At 59.0% G+C, this 15,893-nt stretch carries 16 protein-coding genes and 3 pseudogenes; 7 read left to right on the forward strand and 12 right to left on the reverse strand.

What is annotated here, in order from left to right:
- Positions 1-116 precede the first annotated feature (116 nt).
- From AACY42_RS21275 to AACY42_RS21285, 3 genes are all read left to right on the forward strand, one after another.
- Positions 117-1,166: a type III polyketide synthase gene (locus AACY42_RS21275; RefSeq protein WP_339482163.1), complete on the forward strand. Its 1,050-nt coding sequence runs from the start codon at positions 117-119 to the stop codon at positions 1,164-1,166.
- A 132-nt stretch (positions 1,167-1,298) separates the two neighbouring features.
- Positions 1,299-2,564 carry an MFS transporter gene (locus tag AACY42_RS21280; RefSeq protein ID WP_339482087.1) on the forward strand — a complete coding sequence of 422 codons (1,266 nt, stop codon included), beginning with the start codon at positions 1,299-1,301 and terminating at the stop codon, positions 2,562-2,564.
- Entirely contained in the window at positions 2,564-3,487 is a 924-nt protein-coding gene (locus tag AACY42_RS21285; RefSeq protein WP_339482088.1) for a fumarylacetoacetate hydrolase, read from the forward strand. Before AACY42_RS21280 ends, AACY42_RS21285 begins: the two co-directional genes overlap by 1 nt.
- A 435-nt stretch (positions 3,488-3,922) precedes the next feature.
- Here AACY42_RS21285 and AACY42_RS21290 read toward each other — a convergent pair.
- Positions 3,923-4,413: pseudogene (locus AACY42_RS21290) on the reverse strand (OprD family outer membrane porin); the annotation flags it as partial.
- Here AACY42_RS21290 and AACY42_RS21295 point away from each other — a divergent pair.
- Positions 4,405-4,940 (forward strand): annotated as a pseudogene (locus AACY42_RS21295) (LysR substrate-binding domain-containing protein). The pseudogenes AACY42_RS21290 and AACY42_RS21295 sit on opposite strands and share 9 nt — an antisense overlap.
- Here AACY42_RS21295 and AACY42_RS21300 read toward each other — a convergent pair.
- Positions 4,865-6,106: an MFS transporter gene (locus tag AACY42_RS21300; RefSeq protein ID WP_339482089.1), complete on the reverse strand. Its 1,242-nt coding sequence runs from the start codon at positions 6,104-6,106 to the stop codon at positions 4,865-4,867. The pseudogene AACY42_RS21295 and the gene AACY42_RS21300 overlap by 76 nt on opposite strands.
- A gap of 311 nt (positions 6,107-6,417) precedes the next feature.
- Here AACY42_RS21300 and AACY42_RS21305 point away from each other — a divergent pair, with 311 nt between their 5' ends.
- Positions 6,418-6,876: a winged helix-turn-helix transcriptional regulator gene (locus AACY42_RS21305; RefSeq protein WP_339482090.1), complete on the forward strand. Its 459-nt coding sequence runs from the start codon at positions 6,418-6,420 to the stop codon at positions 6,874-6,876.
- A gap of 207 nt (positions 6,877-7,083) precedes the next feature.
- On the opposite strand, the gene AACY42_RS21310 is transcribed toward AACY42_RS21305, so the two are convergent.
- Together AACY42_RS21310 and AACY42_RS21315 are read right to left on the reverse strand one after the other, a co-directional pair.
- A complete protein-coding gene (locus AACY42_RS21310) occupies positions 7,084-7,698 on the reverse strand; it encodes a LysE family translocator (RefSeq protein WP_339482091.1) in 615 nt (204 codons plus the stop codon).
- A gap of 113 nt (positions 7,699-7,811) precedes the next feature.
- Entirely contained in the window at positions 7,812-8,594 is a 783-nt protein-coding gene (locus AACY42_RS21315) for an AraC family transcriptional regulator (RefSeq protein ID WP_339482093.1), read from the reverse strand.
- 108 nt (positions 8,595-8,702) lie between these two features.
- Between AACY42_RS21315 and AACY42_RS21320 the strand changes: the two genes are divergently transcribed.
- Positions 8,703-9,620, forward strand: a complete 918-nt coding sequence (locus tag AACY42_RS21320; protein WP_339482094.1) for an EamA family transporter — start codon at positions 8,703-8,705, stop codon at positions 9,618-9,620.
- A gap of 49 nt (positions 9,621-9,669) precedes the next feature.
- Here the strand turns inward: AACY42_RS21320 and AACY42_RS21325 are convergent, their stop codons facing one another.
- Entirely contained in the window at positions 9,670-9,939 is a 270-nt protein-coding gene (locus tag AACY42_RS21325) for a YceK/YidQ family lipoprotein (RefSeq protein WP_339482095.1), read from the reverse strand.
- A 210-nt stretch (positions 9,940-10,149) separates the two neighbouring features.
- On the opposite strand from AACY42_RS21325, the gene AACY42_RS21330 reads away from it, so the two are divergent.
- Positions 10,150-10,791: a LysE family translocator gene (locus tag AACY42_RS21330; RefSeq protein WP_339482096.1), complete on the forward strand. Its 642-nt coding sequence runs from the start codon at positions 10,150-10,152 to the stop codon at positions 10,789-10,791.
- 9 nt (positions 10,792-10,800) lie between these two features.
- Here the strand turns inward: AACY42_RS21330 and AACY42_RS21335 are convergent, their stop codons facing one another.
- The 7 genes and pseudogenes from AACY42_RS21335 to AACY42_RS21365 form a co-directional block, all read right to left on the reverse strand.
- Entirely contained in the window at positions 10,801-11,850 is a 1,050-nt protein-coding gene (locus AACY42_RS21335; protein WP_339482164.1) for a M28 family peptidase, read from the reverse strand.
- A gap of 108 nt (positions 11,851-11,958) precedes the next feature.
- Positions 11,959-12,129: pseudogene (locus AACY42_RS21340) on the reverse strand (DSD1 family PLP-dependent enzyme); the annotation flags it as partial.
- Positions 12,130-12,268: 139 nt separating this feature from the next.
- Positions 12,269-13,150, reverse strand: coding sequence for an alpha/beta fold hydrolase (locus AACY42_RS21345; protein ID WP_339482097.1), 882 nt, complete (start codon positions 13,148-13,150; stop codon positions 12,269-12,271).
- Positions 13,137-14,042: a DMT family transporter gene (locus AACY42_RS21350; RefSeq protein ID WP_339482099.1), complete on the reverse strand. Its 906-nt coding sequence runs from the start codon at positions 14,040-14,042 to the stop codon at positions 13,137-13,139. Before AACY42_RS21350 ends, AACY42_RS21345 begins: the two co-directional genes overlap by 14 nt.
- A 5-nt stretch (positions 14,043-14,047) precedes the next feature.
- Positions 14,048-14,659, reverse strand: a complete 612-nt coding sequence (locus AACY42_RS21355) for a flavodoxin family protein (protein WP_003200650.1) — start codon at positions 14,657-14,659, stop codon at positions 14,048-14,050.
- Positions 14,660-14,662: 3 nt separating this feature from the next.
- Positions 14,663-15,346, reverse strand: a complete 684-nt coding sequence (locus AACY42_RS21360; RefSeq protein ID WP_339482107.1) for an iron-containing redox enzyme family protein — start codon at positions 15,344-15,346, stop codon at positions 14,663-14,665.
- A gap of 1 nt (position 15,347) precedes the next feature.
- On the reverse strand, positions 15,348-15,893 hold the full coding sequence (locus tag AACY42_RS21365; protein ID WP_339482108.1) for an acetyltransferase: 546 nt from the start codon (positions 15,891-15,893) through the stop codon (positions 15,348-15,350).

The following is a 15,893-nucleotide window of genomic DNA, read 5'->3' on the forward strand; positions in this document are numbered from 1 at the left end:
GTCAAGTTTTTTGGCTCTCCAGCCCGCTGTTTTGATTCTGCCTTTCAGAGTCCTGCGTTGCAGTCATTGCCTTAAATGTGCTTCTAACTTTATTGGCTTTTAGCCGAGGACTTGTCATGTCTACTCTTTGCAAACCCAGTTTGTTATTTCCGCAATACAAGATCACCCAGCAACAAATGATCGAGCATCTAGAGCAGTTGCATGATGATCACCCACGAATGGCACTTGCCAAACGAATGATTCAAAACACACAGGTAAATGAACGGCACTTGGTTCTGCCTATCGATGAACTGGCGGTGCACACCGGCTTCACCCACCGCAGCATCGTTTATGAGCGCGAAGCTCGCCGCATGTCATCTATCGCGGCACGCCAAGCCATTGAAAATGCCGGGCTGACCATCGACGACATTCGCATGGTGGCAGTGACATCGTGCACGGGCTTCATGATGCCTTCGCTGACGGCCCACTTGATCAATGACCTGGGCCTGCGAACGTCAACCGTACAACTGCCCATCGCTCAATTGGGCTGCGTGGCAGGCGCTGCGGCGATCAATCGAGCCAATGACTTCGCCAGTCGGGCGCCGGACAACCATGTCCTCATCGTCTCCCTGGAGTTCTCGTCGCTCTGCTATCAACCCCAGGACACCAAGTTGCATGCGTTCATATCCGCGGCGTTATTCGGCGACGCCGTATCGGCCTGCGTCATGCGCGCCGATGACCAGGCGCCTGGTTTCAAGATCGCCAAGACCGGGTCTTACTTCCTGCCTGACAGCGAGCACTACATTAAATACGACGTCAAAGACAGTGGCTTTCACTTTACCCTGGATAAGGCCGTCATGAACTCCATTAAAGATGTCGCTCCTATGATGGAGGAATTGAACTACGACACCTTCAATCAACATTGCGCTCAAAATGACTTTTTCATCTTCCATACAGGCGGACGGAAAATTCTTGATGAACTGGTCCTGCAACTGGACCTGGAACCCGGCCGGGTCGCGCAGTCTCGCGACAGTTTGAGTGAAGCCGGGAACATCGCCAGCGTGGTGGTCTTCGATGTGCTCAAACGTCAGTTTGACAGCGGGCTTGTCGATGGCGCGACAGGCATGCTGGCGGCCTTCGGCCCCGGTTTCACCGCTGAAATGGCCGTGGGCAAGTGGGTCGCCTGACAAACCCGATAAAACACCGGCACCCAGCCAGGGGCACACCTGCCCCTGGCTGCCGGAGTATGGATCGCAGGCGCTCACCTCGTTCGAGAGGGCTTCGAAAGCGCAAGGGAATGAAGGGGAAGGAACATGGAGATGAAGTATCTGGTCGCGCGACCTTGGGGCGGCTATGAAAGGCGCATGATCACGCTTCTGTCGCTGAGCTTCGGGCTGGTAGGACTGGACAGGTTCATTATCATGCCGCTGTTCCCGGTGATCATGCGTGACTTGGCCCTGGACTATCAGGACTTGAGCATGTTGTCGGCCATCCTGGCATTTGCATGGGGAGGCTCTGCCCTGTTCATGGGCGCCGCCGTCAAGGTACTGGGCCCCAAGAAGTTACTGGTGCTGTCGATCACCCTGTTATCCCTCCTGGCCGGTGCGTCTGCATTGATCACCAGCCTGGTGGGCCTGGTGCTCTTGCGTGCCTTGATGGGCGTCTGTGAAGGCGCCTTCACGCCAGTCAGTATCATTGTCACCGATGAAGTCTCGCAGCCTTGCCGGCGCGGACTCAATCTAGGTATTCAACAGGCCTTGTTCCCCATCATCGGCCTGTGCCTCGGACCGCTGCTGGCAGGTGTCCTGCTTGAAGTGTTCGGATCCTGGCGCGCCGTATTCGCCATCATTTCGTTACCCGGCCTGTTAGTGGCCTGGTACCTGTATAGAACCTATCAACCGACCCAGATGCCCGGCACGGCGTCGATTGCGCATACCTCCAAAAGCCAGTGGAGGACGGCCCTGTCCAGCGGGAATGTGCGGCTCAATATTGCCTTGATGCTTTGCATACTGACGTGCCAGTTCGTTCTGTGTGCCCTGCTCCCCAGCTACCTGACAGACATTCTGCACCTGAGCAACTTCTCCATGGCCATGATCATTTCTGCCATTGGCCTGGGTGGTTTTTTTGGCCAGTTGGTCATTCCCGGCCTGTCCGACCAACTGGGTCGCAAGCCCGTGGTTTCCACCTGCTTCATGATCAGCGCGCTGTTGGTGGGTTTATTGATCATCAGCCCACCGCTGCCCTGGCTGCTGTTCCTTCAACTATTTTTCTTGTCCTTTATCAACTTCAGCCTGATCTGCATAACGGTCGGCCCACTGACCAGCGAATCAGTGCCGCCCAGTTTATTGGCCACCGCGACGGGCCTGGTGGTGGGCTGTGGAGAGATCCTTGGAGGGGGCGTCGCGCCTGTTTTCGCCGGCTACATCGCCATGACGTGGGGACTCACCGCAATACTGTTCCTGGCACTGGCCGGAAGTATCACGGGGGGCTTGCTGTCCTTATGGCTCAAAGAGACAAACCCGGCTTTCAGCCGACTCAAGGACTACGCCCCCCTGTCCGTAAGCTTGACCCTGGAGGATAAGTGATGACCCATTATGTAATGTTGCTGGACTCTCCAGTGCCGCGAGGAGGCCTTGGTGTATTTGACTTCAAGTCCGGCCAAAGCCGTGAAGTGCGTCCACCCCAGGGAAATCTTTATGAAGCCCTGGCCCATTGCGCTGATCGGAATATGGACTGGGAGTCCTATCTCAAGGACCTGCCGTCCACGCCCTACCCGCTTACACCCACGGCGATGAAATACCGGCCGCCGCTCAAGCCTGATAGCAATCTATTGGTCCAGATCAGCGAAATCACGCTCTGTACCGCCAAGACAGAACAAGCCTGGTATTACAAAGGTAACGGCCGGTTGCTCAAGACCGACGGCGACCCTTTGCAGGTGCCTTATCATTCACAAAGCATCAGTAGCGAGCCGTGCATTGTCTGCCTCTATTGGGTCGACCCGTTTGGCGCGCTGCGCTTCATTGGTTTTACCCTGGGCAACGATATTCACGATCATGTATTGCACAGCCGTGATGCCACTTCTGCAACGCATGCGCACTTGCGCACCTGTGCGATTGCCCCGGCATTGATCGTGGGGGAATTGCAGGCGGACTTGGCCATCAATGTCCAGATAGAGCGCGACGGCCAGCCGTTGACGGCAAGTCACCATCGGATGAGTTTGCATCGCTGGCTGAGTTTGCGCCGATATTCGCAAGAGTTCCTGGAGAAACATGAGCAGTTTCTCGAGCCTGGGCTGGTTCACTACGTGTTTCACAGCTTGAGCCATCGCACCGCGAACGTGCCGCTCCAGCACGGTGACTGGCTCAGCATTGACTGCCCCGAGCTGGAATTGGCCATGAGCAATCAAATCGTCGAAGAGGAATTGGTTTCGCTGGTTCCCCTACCCGCACGACGCGCGCCTGAGCATGGTTGTATCGACCGGCCCTTGCCCGTGCCGAAAAAGTTCTGATCCCCAAACGTATGGAATAAATCCGGGCCATTTCGTTAAAGGCCCGGGCTATGTTGACTGAAGCATTACAATTGCCACTTGCGCCGTGGCATTGCCGATTTCCTGCATGCCCCTGCTGATCTCTTGCGCCATGCGGTTGAGGTTGAGAACCCGACTCACATCGCGCACCACCGAACCTTGCTAGCGCAGGGCTGCGCCTGCATAAGCTGCCAAGTGCAACGAGGCTGCGATCTTTCCAAAGACACTTGAGTCTCAAGCCAAAAATCAAAAGATCGCAGGCTTCGCCAACTCCTACAGAGCCGAGCGGAGCAATCCCTGGCCACAGGTCCATCGTTGTTTCTTAGGTGAACTGCATGACCTACCGAAGGGCGATATCGTAGGTGAAATAGATCCGGTTGCTGTCGCGGCCACGGGAAAAATTCCGAGCGATAGACGTAGTGTGTGGCCGACAACGGCGTAGGACAGCGACCCGCTGAGCATGTCGTTGTCGATCTTACCGCTGTAGGCCGAACCCGAATCGACGCTGTTGAAGTAACGCAGGTCGCTGGTCAATACCCCTGCGCCCAAGGGCAAATCATGCTGGATGCCAACAAAGTTCTGTCGATAGAAATTCTCCAGCTCGCCGTAGAAGTAACTCAGACGGATGTGCTTGCCCAGCTTGTAGTCGGCGCCGGCATAGCTGAAGTCACCAGACTTATCGCCGCCGTAGCCATCGGGCACGATGGGCATGCTGTCGCTCGAATCGCGCAGCTTCAAACGCTCCAGATACCCGCCGGTGACGGTGAGGTTATCGACATCATTGCTGCTGATCTGGTGCCTTGGTAAGTCTGGGGCAACAGCCGCGAATCGTTGTAGACCAGCACCGGGCTCTTGGGCAGCAAGGTTCCGTATTTGATCGTGGTCTTGGCCACCCTTCGGTGATCCGTCTCTACAACGAGCGCTACCCGAAAATCCGCATCCGTCTGCTCGACCTCAGCGCCAACGAAGGGCTCGAGGCGGTACTGCGCGGCGAAGCCGACTTCGGCATCATCATGATGAGCGGCCAGCACCCGGACATCGAGTTTGTGCCCCTGGTCAACGAGCCCTTCGTGCTGGCTTGCCGGCGCGATCAACCTGGTCGGAACTCAGTGATTATCGGTTGATCGGCGTCGGTCGCCTGAGCGGCAACCGCATGCTGCTGGACCACGCGCTGTCGGGCCTGAGTTGGCGCCCGCAGTGGTTTTACGAAGTCCAGCACTTGTCGACGTCGCTGGGATTGGTCGAGGCTGGCCTCGGCGTGTCGGCGATGCCCAGCCTGGCGATGCCGGCCGGGGATCATCCAACCCTGGTTAGCGTGCCGCTGATCGAGCCGGTGGTAAACCGCTCGCTGGGCCTGGTCTACCGCCGGGGCGCATCGCTCTCCCCGGCCACGGAGAAGTTCGTCTCGATCCTGCTTGAACAGTGGCCACAATGAAGCGAGAGTCTCCACACCGCCAACGCGGCGGCGCTGATCAAGGCGCCTAGCAGGCTGACCGCCATCCAGCCCCACAGCGCGTAGACCTGGGTCGCGGCCGTTGCGCCCAGTGCGCTGCCCACCGAGTAGAAGCACATGTACGCGCCGACCATGCGACTTTGGGCGTCGGGCCGTGCAGCGAAGATCAAGCTCTGGTTGGTGACATGCACGGCCTGCACCGCGAAGTCGAGCAACACCACGCCGCACACCAGTGCGACCAGGGAGGTCTCGGTAAACGTGATGGGCAGCCAGGAGAGCGTGAGGAGTCCCAGCGACCAGCCGGTAACGCGTTGTCCAAAGCCCTGATCGGCCCAACGACCGGCCCTTCTGGCTGCCAGGGCCCCGGCGACGCCAGCCAGGCCAAACAGGCCGATGGCCGTGTGTGAAAGCGACAGCGGCGCGGCGCTCAACGGCAGCACCATGGCGGTCCATAACACCGAAAACGCGGCAAAGATCAGCAAGGCCAGCAGCCCCCTGATCCGTAGCACCGGCTCGGTCATGAACAACTTGAACAGCGACCGGATAAGCACCCGATAAGGCTGCCGGTCAGGCGGCGACACCGCGATCGGCACCACTGCCCAGAACACTGCCGCGATGGTCAACATCAAGCCCGAGGAAACGAAATAGACCCCACGCCAGCCCGCCAGATCAGCAATCAACCCGGAGGTAAACCGCGCCAGGAGAATACCCAGGACAACGCCGCTGGTGACGGTTCCCACGGCCTGTCCCCGTTGGGAAGGCGTGGACAACACGGCGGCATAGGCCACCAGCACCTGGACGACCACCGCCAGCAAGCCCATCACGATCATCGCGCCCAGCAAAGCCAACCAGTGCCGGGCTGCGCCGACGGCCGCGAGCGCAATCGCGGACAACACCAATTGCGCGAAAACCAGCCGTTTACGGTTGACCTTGTCCCCCAGCGGGACGATGAACAGCAACCCCAGCGCGTACCCCACCTGGGTGGCCGTGACCACAACCCCGATCAATCCTGAAGCAACGCCCAGGCTTTCGGCCATCGAGGCAAGCAAAGGCTGGGCAAAGTAAACGTTGGCGACGGCCAGTGCGCAGGTCACGGAAAACAATAACGTGAGCGCCGGTGAAAGCCCCGCGCATTGGTCGTCACTCAAGGAACACGGTGACCCCGCGTAGGAGCTGCCGAAGGCTGCGATCTTTTGATCTTTCTCTTGGGACTCATGTGCCTGGGGAAAGATCGCCGCCTCGCTTCGCTCGACAGCTCCTACAGGGGAGCACGCGCTCCCACCAGGGTGATTTCCCGAAGGCTGCTGGGTGAAACAATCGACATCTGCTGTCATGCACGTCTCCTTGGCGCTAAACTGGTTTCAATTTAAAACCTGAGTGAATTGTTGCCCGATCAGGTTTCAATTTGCAACCACAGACATCAACTGGACTTGCGATCCTTTTTCAGAAGGTCAATAAAATGGAAAACGCTTCACCACAAAACAGCGAATGCCCGGTAGCCAGGACACTGGACGTGATTGGCGATCGCTGGTCGCTCATGATCATCCGCGACGCCTTCGACGACATTCGCCGCTTCAGTGAATTTCAAAAGAGCCTGGGCGTGGCCAAAAACATTCTGGCTTCGCGACTCAAAGCGTTGGTCGAGGTCGGCGTGTTCGACGTTCGACCCGCGTCAGATGGAAGCGCCTACAAGGAGTACGTCCTGACGGACAAAGGCCGGGAGATTTTTCCGGTCGTGGTCAGCCTGCGACAGTGGGGCGAACGCTTCCTGTTCGAGCCGGGAGAATCGCGTTCCGTGCTGTTGGACAACACGTCCGGGCAGGCCCTCATGCCGATGGATGTTCGTTCCTCAAGCGGTCAGAAACTCGGGCCGGCCGATTGTCACAGGGTCAGGCTCATTACCGACAACCTGACGTGAGCACTTTTATCCCTGCAAGACCAATTGCGACGCGGCAGGGCACCTTCGACCCTGGACCGTGTAACGCTGGAGTTGGTCGGCCTCAAGCACTGACCGGTGCCGCCGTGGCGAAAATCTGGAGTGCCGCCCTGGGTCGCGAGAGCGATGGATGCTCGATCAGCAACCTGGCGTGCAGCAACGAAGGCTTGCGCCAGCAACGGCTACTCGCTAAACCAGTTGGCGAACCCCCAGAGACAAAATCAAACCACCGCACAGTCTATCAATTGCTTTTTTCCTACCTTGATAGCCGCAAGCAATCCTCGGTTGCGAAAGCGCAATTGCGACCATTGCATACCAAGCCATTGAAACCACCACCACAACTGCCAACATCGACAAAAACGTGCCTGGCGAAACGTGGGCGGGAGCCGCGGCTGAAAAAACAGCGGCATAGAAAGCCATGGACTTGGGGTTGCCAATGTTGGTGACCAGCCCCTGAAAAAAGGACTGGCGGCAACTACCGGCGACGGCATCATTCAGCGGGCCAGGCGCATTCCTCCCCGCATTGATCAGCAGTCGGAGTCCGAACCACATCAGGTAGGCTGCACCCAGAACCTTTACAACCAGCGCAGCCCAAGGGAGCGCAGCAAATACAACCCCGAGACCTGCAATCGCACAGGTGGACCAGAACAGGTTGACCAGCACGATTCCCGCCACCAAGGCCAGCGCTTCAGAGCGCGTAGCAGCCACCGCCTTATGGACCACCGCGACGAAATTCGGTCCAGGAATCACGACACCAGCCAGGTAGACCAAAAAAACTGTCAAGACAGCGGAACCGTCGATCATGTGCGTCCCTCGCGAGATCTGTAGGCGGTGATCGTCACCAAAACGAGAGTTTTACACAACACCTCCAGATTCGGGGCTTTTTACACACTCGGGAGATTCAAAGCGTTGGAGCCCTAAGCCTGTCGCACCGGGAAGTAGCGACTGGGTACTTCCCCCAGCAACTGTTTGAAAACCGTTGTGAACGCACTTGAACTGCTATAACCCAACGCCATGGCGACCTCGGTGACCGGCTGACCTTTCCCCAGACGAACCATCGCTTCGAGCAGGCAGGCTTGCTGTCGCCATTGGAGATAACTGATTCCGGTGTGCAATCGAAAATGGCGGGTAAACGTCCGACGACTCATCCCCGAACGGCGGGCCATATCGTCGATACCAACCTCCAGCGAAGGCTGGGTCAGAAACTCGCGACAGACCATCGCAAGGCGTGGTTCTGCCGGCAACGGGGCATTGAGCGAAAGCGCGGGCATGCTGGCGATCTCATGGAGCAGCAGCCCCATCAAATGCCCATCACGTCCCTGGATGGCATATCGCGCGGGGACATCGATCGCTTTGACCAGCAATTGCCGCAACAACGGCGACACGTCCAATACCTGACACTGCCCCGGCAACCCCAACCGCTGAGCCGCTTGTTTGCGGATATAGGTGTTGTGCAGGGTAACGGGGCCACGCATCTGCATGGAGTGGGCGAGTTGTGCCGGAACCCATATACCGCGTTGGGGCGGAACAACCCAGTTGCCGTCATCGGTAAACACGGTGATGACCCCGCTTGCGGCATAAGCGAACTGACCACGTGGATGGTGATGCATTGGGAACAGCGTTGCGTCTGCGTAGCCACGTTCGGTCACGACGGCATCGCGCGGTGTGTTCTGGTAGGTATGTAGGATGGTTTCTCGCATGGCCCGATTCTAATGAATATTGGCCTGTGACTGAAAGCAGGCCAGCTCGATTGCTTGCATATTCTTCACGCACGAACACTTCCGTTCTGCGCTGGAGAAAGACTGACAATGCAAAAGAAGCATCTATTACTCGCCATTCTGGTGACGGCCGTCTGGGGGGTGAATTTCCCCGTGACAAAACTCGGACTTGCCGGCATTGATCCGCTGCTGTTGACTGCATTGCGTTTCGCGCTGGCCGCCTTGCCTTGGGTATTTTTCGTGGAGCGTCCACGCGTTGCCTTCCGATGGCTGGCCGCCTACGGGCTGATTTTTGGCGTGGCCATGTGGGCGTTGATCAACCAGGGAATTGCCATGGGGGTGCCACCCGGTACAGCGTCGCTGCTGATCCAGTGCAGTGCATTCTTCACTCTGGGCTGGGGTGTACTTTTCTTTGGCGAACGCCTGGGACAACCTCAAAGGATTGGCAGCTTGCTGGCAGCCATAGGGCTGGGAGGGATCGTACTGTGCAGCCCTGGCGACTCGTCGAAGGCCGGTTTCGCACTCGTCATTGGCAGCGCAATGGCGTGGAGCATCGGCAACGTGGTCATCAAGGTATCGAAGGTGCGTGAGGTCTTCGCTTTCGTGGTGTGGGCCAGCTTGTTTGCACCCATCCCGCTCTTGCTGTTGACGTGGCTGTTGCATGGCTCAGCGCCCTTCAACGCACTCCCTTCGCAGCTCAATGCAACGACGTTGCTTTCGCTCGCGTTCCAGGTCTACGCCGCGACGCATTTCAGCTACTGGGGATGGAACCTGCTATTGCGTGAATACCCACTGTCACGCGTAGCGCCGTTGTCACTGTTGATCCCGGTGTTTGGCATCTTCAGTTCAATGGCGATCCTCGGCCAATACCCAAGCCCCTCTGATTGGGGACTGATCTTACTGATTCTACTGGCGATTGCCTTGAGCACAGGACAATTACAGGTGCTGCGTTGCGCCATCGTACGTGTTGATTGGACGAGGATGAAACGGCAGAAAGCAGGCGATTAATGCGGCCGGCCGCCTTGAGTTTTGGATTCAACCCGTCGAGGCAATACCACTACTCCTCGGCAGGCCTCATATGAAAAATCGTATAGGGCAGGATCAGCGTATCGGCGACGATACTGAAAGGAAGATCAACGATTGCAAAAGGTGCCAGAGCACGCGCATATACGTCGTTGTCGTTCGTCGAAGCCTTGATGATCTCGATATCGGTCGCCGCACCGCAGTAAGGATGGCGGCCACAGAGCTGTCCCATGTCAAAGGGTTCGTTGGCCGTGGCGCATCCGCCCAGCAACGCCATCGCCAAAGCCAATACTACGATCCGCATGACGCGCCCTCCCCCAGGAAAGGCCGGGCTGTAGCATCGAAGCCGCCCCAACGGCTCGGCGCTCAAGGCAAGGCCCCAGCAGGGTCGCGAACCACTCGATGAACACCCCGAGCGCGGCTGCACCGATAGAGACGTTGTGGCGGCTGTATTCAGACAACCCCAGGTTTCCGGTAGGATGCACACCCTCTCAATCAGCCGCGAATGTGAACAATGGAACTGCACTCAATTCTCGCCTTTACCCTGGTCGCGGCCATCGCCATCGCCAGTCCTGGACCTGCCACCTTGATGGCGATCAATAACAGCCTGGCCTACGGGCCGCGCTACGCGGTGTGGTCGTCGGTGGGCAACGCCAGCGGGCTGTTCTGCTTGTCGGCCGCCGCGATGCTGGGTCTCGGCGCATTGCTCGCCAGCTCCGAATGGCTGTTCAACGCCGTGAAAGTCCTAGGGGCGGGTTATCTGTTCTACCTGGGCGCCAAGCAGCTGTTCAAGAAAAGCCCGATACTTGCGCAGGATGTGCAAGCCGATGGCAAAACCAGAAAGCCATCGCGTTCAAAGCTGTACAAGTCGGCCTTCCTGACAGCCATCACCAACCCCAAGGCGACGATGTTCTTCACCGCCCTGTTCCCGCAGTTCATCGACCAGAGCGCCGCACTGCTGCCGCAGTTCCTGCTTCTCACCTCGATATTCGCCGGTTTGTCACTGGTGTCCTTGAGCCTGTATGCGGCCATTGCGGCCCAGGCCAAAGGCGTGCTGAAACGGCCTGCGTTTTCCGTGTGGATCAGCAGGCTCGTCGGCTCGACGTTCATCGGCTTCGGTACGGCCATTCTGGCGATGCGTCGGCCCGCCGCTTAGGAATTGCTTTCACGTAGCCCGTACCAGGTATTCGGTGAGTGTCGCCGCGCACGCAATGATTCCTTCATGGAGCACCATTTCAAACCCATGGGTATTTTCCGTTGGAATGGCGATGCACCCCACTCGCGCCGCCACTCCAGCGCTCATGATGGCACTGGCGTCGGAGGCGAAATCCACCAGAAGGGCAACTTGTGGGTCATATCCGCAGCGTTGTGCTGCCTTGATCAGGGCGTCCACGACAGAGCGGGTGTAATAGCCCTTCTGATCCCCGGTGTTGATGATCGGATCTGCCGATAAAACCGTCCCGTATTCCTCAAGTACCGGGCCCACCTCGACCGCGATGGTCGTGTCCCCCGGCACGCGGGCAGCGGCATAGAGCGCACCGGCGTTGGACTCCTCCTCAAGCGTCGTACAGACGAACCAGACGTCTTGCTTGAGCTCATGCCTGCGGTTTTTCAGGTGCTGTGCTGTTGTGATCACTGCCGCCAAGGGCGCCCTGTCATCCAGGAAGTGGGCGGCGACTGAATCTTTCACTTGGAACGGCTGACGCCAGTGCCGGCTAAGCACCACGCGTACCCCAGGTCGGACACCGGCGTCGGCCAGTTCTTGCAGCGAACACCGGGTGATGACATGGACATCGCTCCACTTCACAGCCCCCGAAAGGACATCGCGCCCCTGCGCTGAACCACCACTGTTGTGCATGGAACCATAAGACAGTACGCCGGGCAGGCATGTGCTATCACCGAGTATGTCTACCGGACAAACGCCGAAGCAAATGGGCTGGGCACCGCCCAGGGCCACGACCTCCAGATTACCGTCGTGCCTTACTTTCTTTACGATCATGGCAATTTCATCAAGGTGAGCCATGACCCTGATGGGCGGTGCTTGCGAAGAATCACCCATGGCCTTGATCAGGCCCCTGACATTGCCTGCCTCGTCGACCGAGATCTCATCGCAGTGTTTACCCAATTCCCTGAGGCATACTTCCCGAACCTCATCTTCCTGCCCGCCAGGGCCGCGGGCCAGGAGCAATTCTTCGAGCAAGGGCTGAATGTCCATTGAAGGCATCGGTTCTTTTCCTGTCACGACGCTTGAAAAGCGTAGACCGCCAGCTCTGTTCATCCGTTCAAATTCGGTAGACGCTCAGGCATGGGGGGCAGATCCGATTCAGTACACCGGCCAGGTTTCAACAATCTTCCCGCCGCGCACGGCCAGCAAATCGCCAAATTGCAGCAGCACGGATTCCGTCTGGATCGGTCGTAAAAACACCTGGTCTTCAACATTCAGCCCTACGGTGGGTGAGCCGTTGACCATTTCCTGATTGGGGCTGCGACCATAGGGCGTGACGGATTGCTTGACCACATTGATATTGTGATCGAGCCGGTCGAGGTCAATCAGCATCACGGGGCACATCGGCCCATGGATTTTCAGCGCCTGGTTCAGCGCGCGGAAGTATTCGTCGTAAGGGCTGCCCCGATCACTCGGACGTTGCAATGAACCGTGTAATCGCTGCCACTACATCGGCGCCCCGTTCAAGATAGGGCACATGCCCGCAATCCTCGATGAACTCGCCGCGCGCATCGGGCAGTTGCTGGAGCAAGGTCTCCAGGGTCGCCGGCAGGAATACCTGGTCATGCCGCCCCCAGATTACCAGTGTCCTTGAAGCAATCTGTGGCAACCGTTCGAGCAGCACGTCCAGGCCTTCACGACGGAAATCCTCGACGACCCGCTGCACCGCGGCGAACCTCGACCTGCCGCTGGCCGCCATGGCCTGGGCCAAGCGCCCTCCTACCTCAGGCGGCGCCTTGAACACCAGGCTCCAGAAGCGCCTCATCTCCTCGACCGTACGATAGCCAAACACCGCCCCCGCCCCTTGCAGACTGGCTTTCAATGTAGGGCCTAGCGCTTGCGCACCCAGACCGGCAGGCGCCAGCAAGACCAAGTGACTGACACGCTGCGGGTGTTTCGCCGCATACAGCCCGGCCACACACCCACCCAAAGAGCTGCCGACCAGCACGAAGGGGCCCTCGACGAGCGCTTCCAGCATGCCTTCGAGCTCCGCCAGCATCGCCTGGGGGCCAAAGTCTGCACCCGACTCGTACACGGATTGGCCATGCCCCGGCAAGTCGACGAAAACGCAAGGGTGATGGCGCGCCATGCCCAGCATCGCAGGGCCCCACTGGTCCTTGCTGGCACCCAAGCCATGGAGCATGACCAGCGTCGTCCGCGGGTGCCGTGCAGGGCTTTGCAGATAAGCCAGGCGTCCATGTGTACCGGTGTGCCAGCGCAGCTTCAAACCGAACTGCCAGCGGTGGACCAGGCGCAAGGTGCCTAGCAGCAGTCGATCAACGCGGTTCATCCGCCACTCCTTGTCCTTTGCTACGTGCCTTGAGGAAGAATCTTGCCGGCAGGCGCAGTTGGCATAGCGCCACACCTGACAGCGTCAACACGGCGCCGATCACCAGGCGCTGGCTGAAACCTTCGGCAAGCATGACCTGACTGACAGCGATCGCGAACACCGGCACCAGAAGCAGGTACGGGCTCAGTTGCTGCATCGAGTTGCGGCCAAGCAACCAGAACCACAGGCCGAACCCCAACAGACCACCACTGAGCGCGGTGTAAAGCACCGCCCACCACGCCTGGGCGCTGGCCGTGTAGACGCGTGCCCATTGCTCGCCTTCCTGGACGAAGGACCACAGCAACAGTTGCGGTGCGGCGATGATCGCCGTCCAGGCACTCAAGGCCAGCGGATCGAGGGGCCCGAGACGCTTGGTCAACACGGACCCGGCAGCGAATGCCAAGGCTGCCAGCGCCACCAGCAACATACCGATAAACGTCCCGCCCGCCGATGGCGTGGCCAGTAGCACCAGGACACCGGCGAACGCCAGCAGGATGCCCGCCAGGAGCCGCAGTTTCAGGACTTCCCCCAATAACGCGAATGCCAGGACGAGGGTAAACGGTGCCGCCAGTTGATAGATGATCGCCGAGGTAGAGGCGTCTACCCGAGCGATACCGCAATACAGCAAACCGAAATGCACGGTCCCGGTAATCGTGGCGATCAGGGCCACGGACGCCAACTGTTCACGCTTGACGCGTTTGAGCAGCGGCAGGAGAAACAACGCCATGATTGCGTAGCGCATGGCGACCATAAGGATAGGCGGCAACTCGGCGCCGCCGATTTTCACCGCGGTGACTTGCGCACCCCAGAGAAACGCGACCAGTAACGCGAGCAATGAATCTTTCAATGGCATGACAGTTATCCCTTCTGAAATTGAATGGGCCGCAGGATTCTTTCCGGCTTGCCTGTCGCAAGTGCTGGGGGGTTAAGCCGACAGTGATGCTCACAGAGCCGGTCCAATGTCTCGCGCAGAGCCTGTTCCGCTTCGGGATCGTGGGCCAATTGGGTCTGGAAGCACGGCGGAAATCCCGAGCCGACCAGAATCATTTTGTTGAGCAGGACGTTCAACGCGACCTGGGAGAAAACCGCCGTGTGTCCATAGCGTCGGCCGACGACCGCAATCGCCGCGAGCTTGTCGCGTAGCGGGCGCTCCCGTGGCCGCAGAAAACCATAGCCGACTCGTTCCAGAAACGCCTGGAAGCGACTGTTGGTGCCGTAGGCATGCATGACGGGGAGATAGAGCACCGCATCGGCGCGGTCCAGCCGCGCCACCAACTGCCCGACGTCGTCCTGCACCTGGCAGTCCTGGTCGGAGCAAGCGTTGTCGGCGTCGCAGTAGTCGATCCGGTAATCCTTGAGCCAGATGTCATCGACCGCGACCTCCTCGCCCAGGTGGCGGCGCACCAGCGCCACCACCCGTGCACTGACACCACAAGGTCGGCTTGACCCGACAATGATGGTCAGATTCATGATTCAGGACGCCTCCCGCAACCCTTCTTCGCCAGCCAGGTAGGCGCGCAAAGCCTCTTCCATCAACTGCCCGGTCAGCCACAACGTGACGCGCGCCACCTCCTTGATCTGACGACGATCTTCTTCGGTCTTCACCGCACGCTGCATCGCCATACGCACTTCCTCGGCGTGCTTCTCGTCGATGGTCGAGTGGGCGACGAAGAAGGTCATCTGCTCATCCTTCAAGCCCAGGTCGACGCGGAAGCGTTCCAGGATCGGTTGGATGTGCTCGTAGACGTCCTCGGCCCAGTAGCTGTAGCCCAGGCGGGCGATCGGCCCCTTGCGGATAGCCACATCGTTGAGAAAGGCGATCAGTGCCTGGGTCGGCGCCAGGGGCGCCGGCATGGCTTGCGGCAGCAGCCCGACCGACTCCAGGTCACGCAGCACCATGCGCTCGTGGCCCAACTCTTCCAAAGCGTGCTTGTAGACGAAGCGCAACAGCGTCGTCTCCTCTGGATCGGCACTGAAAGCGCAAGCGGCCTGGTTCACCGAGTTATAGCGGGTGTAGTGGTAGACCTGGAGCATGAGCTGTTGGTAGAGGGCTGGTGGCGTTGGGTTGTCCAGGCTGAATTTCCAGTAGGCGCCCTGCTTGATCTGGGTCCAACCCGCTTCGACGATAGCGTCGAGTTCCTTGAAGAATGCTTGCATTTCAATTGGCTCCTTTAACATTGAGGTAAACACTTTCGAGTTCCAGGTAGACGAGGCTGTAGCGCCGCTCGACCTGTTCCCCGGTCCAGGTAACGTCATCCACCAGCACGCGCCCGCCCAGCCCGACATAGAGCGCAGCCAACTGGTCGCGGCACAGTGCCGAGATGAATCGCAGGTGGGTGTTGGCTTTCAGCCAGATGGCCGCTTGCAGGAGAAACAGGCGCAGGTGCCGCCCGCCGCGGTATCGCTCGTCCAGTACCAGACGGTTGGCATCGAAGGTGTCCGTCGATTGTTCGAAATAGGCCTGCACGTCGACCGCCCGCTCGACGAAGCTCAGGCCATGACCCAGCGGAGTGACACGCAACGTCCCGACCACTTCGTCCTTGTCCAGGTAGACCAGGTGATAGGACAAGGCGTCGCGTACCTGCTCCCTACGATCGAAGTCATCCTCCCGTGCCGGGTTGGTCCCCAGGTAGCGGCTCCTGAGCTGCCGGACGGACTCGAACAGTTCATTGGCGTGATCGATCACGCGAACAGACAGGCTCAT

This window comes from Pseudomonas sp. RL_5y_Pfl2_73, from assembly GCF_963970515.1.
Taxonomy (GTDB): domain Bacteria; phylum Pseudomonadota; class Gammaproteobacteria; order Pseudomonadales; family Pseudomonadaceae; genus Aquipseudomonas.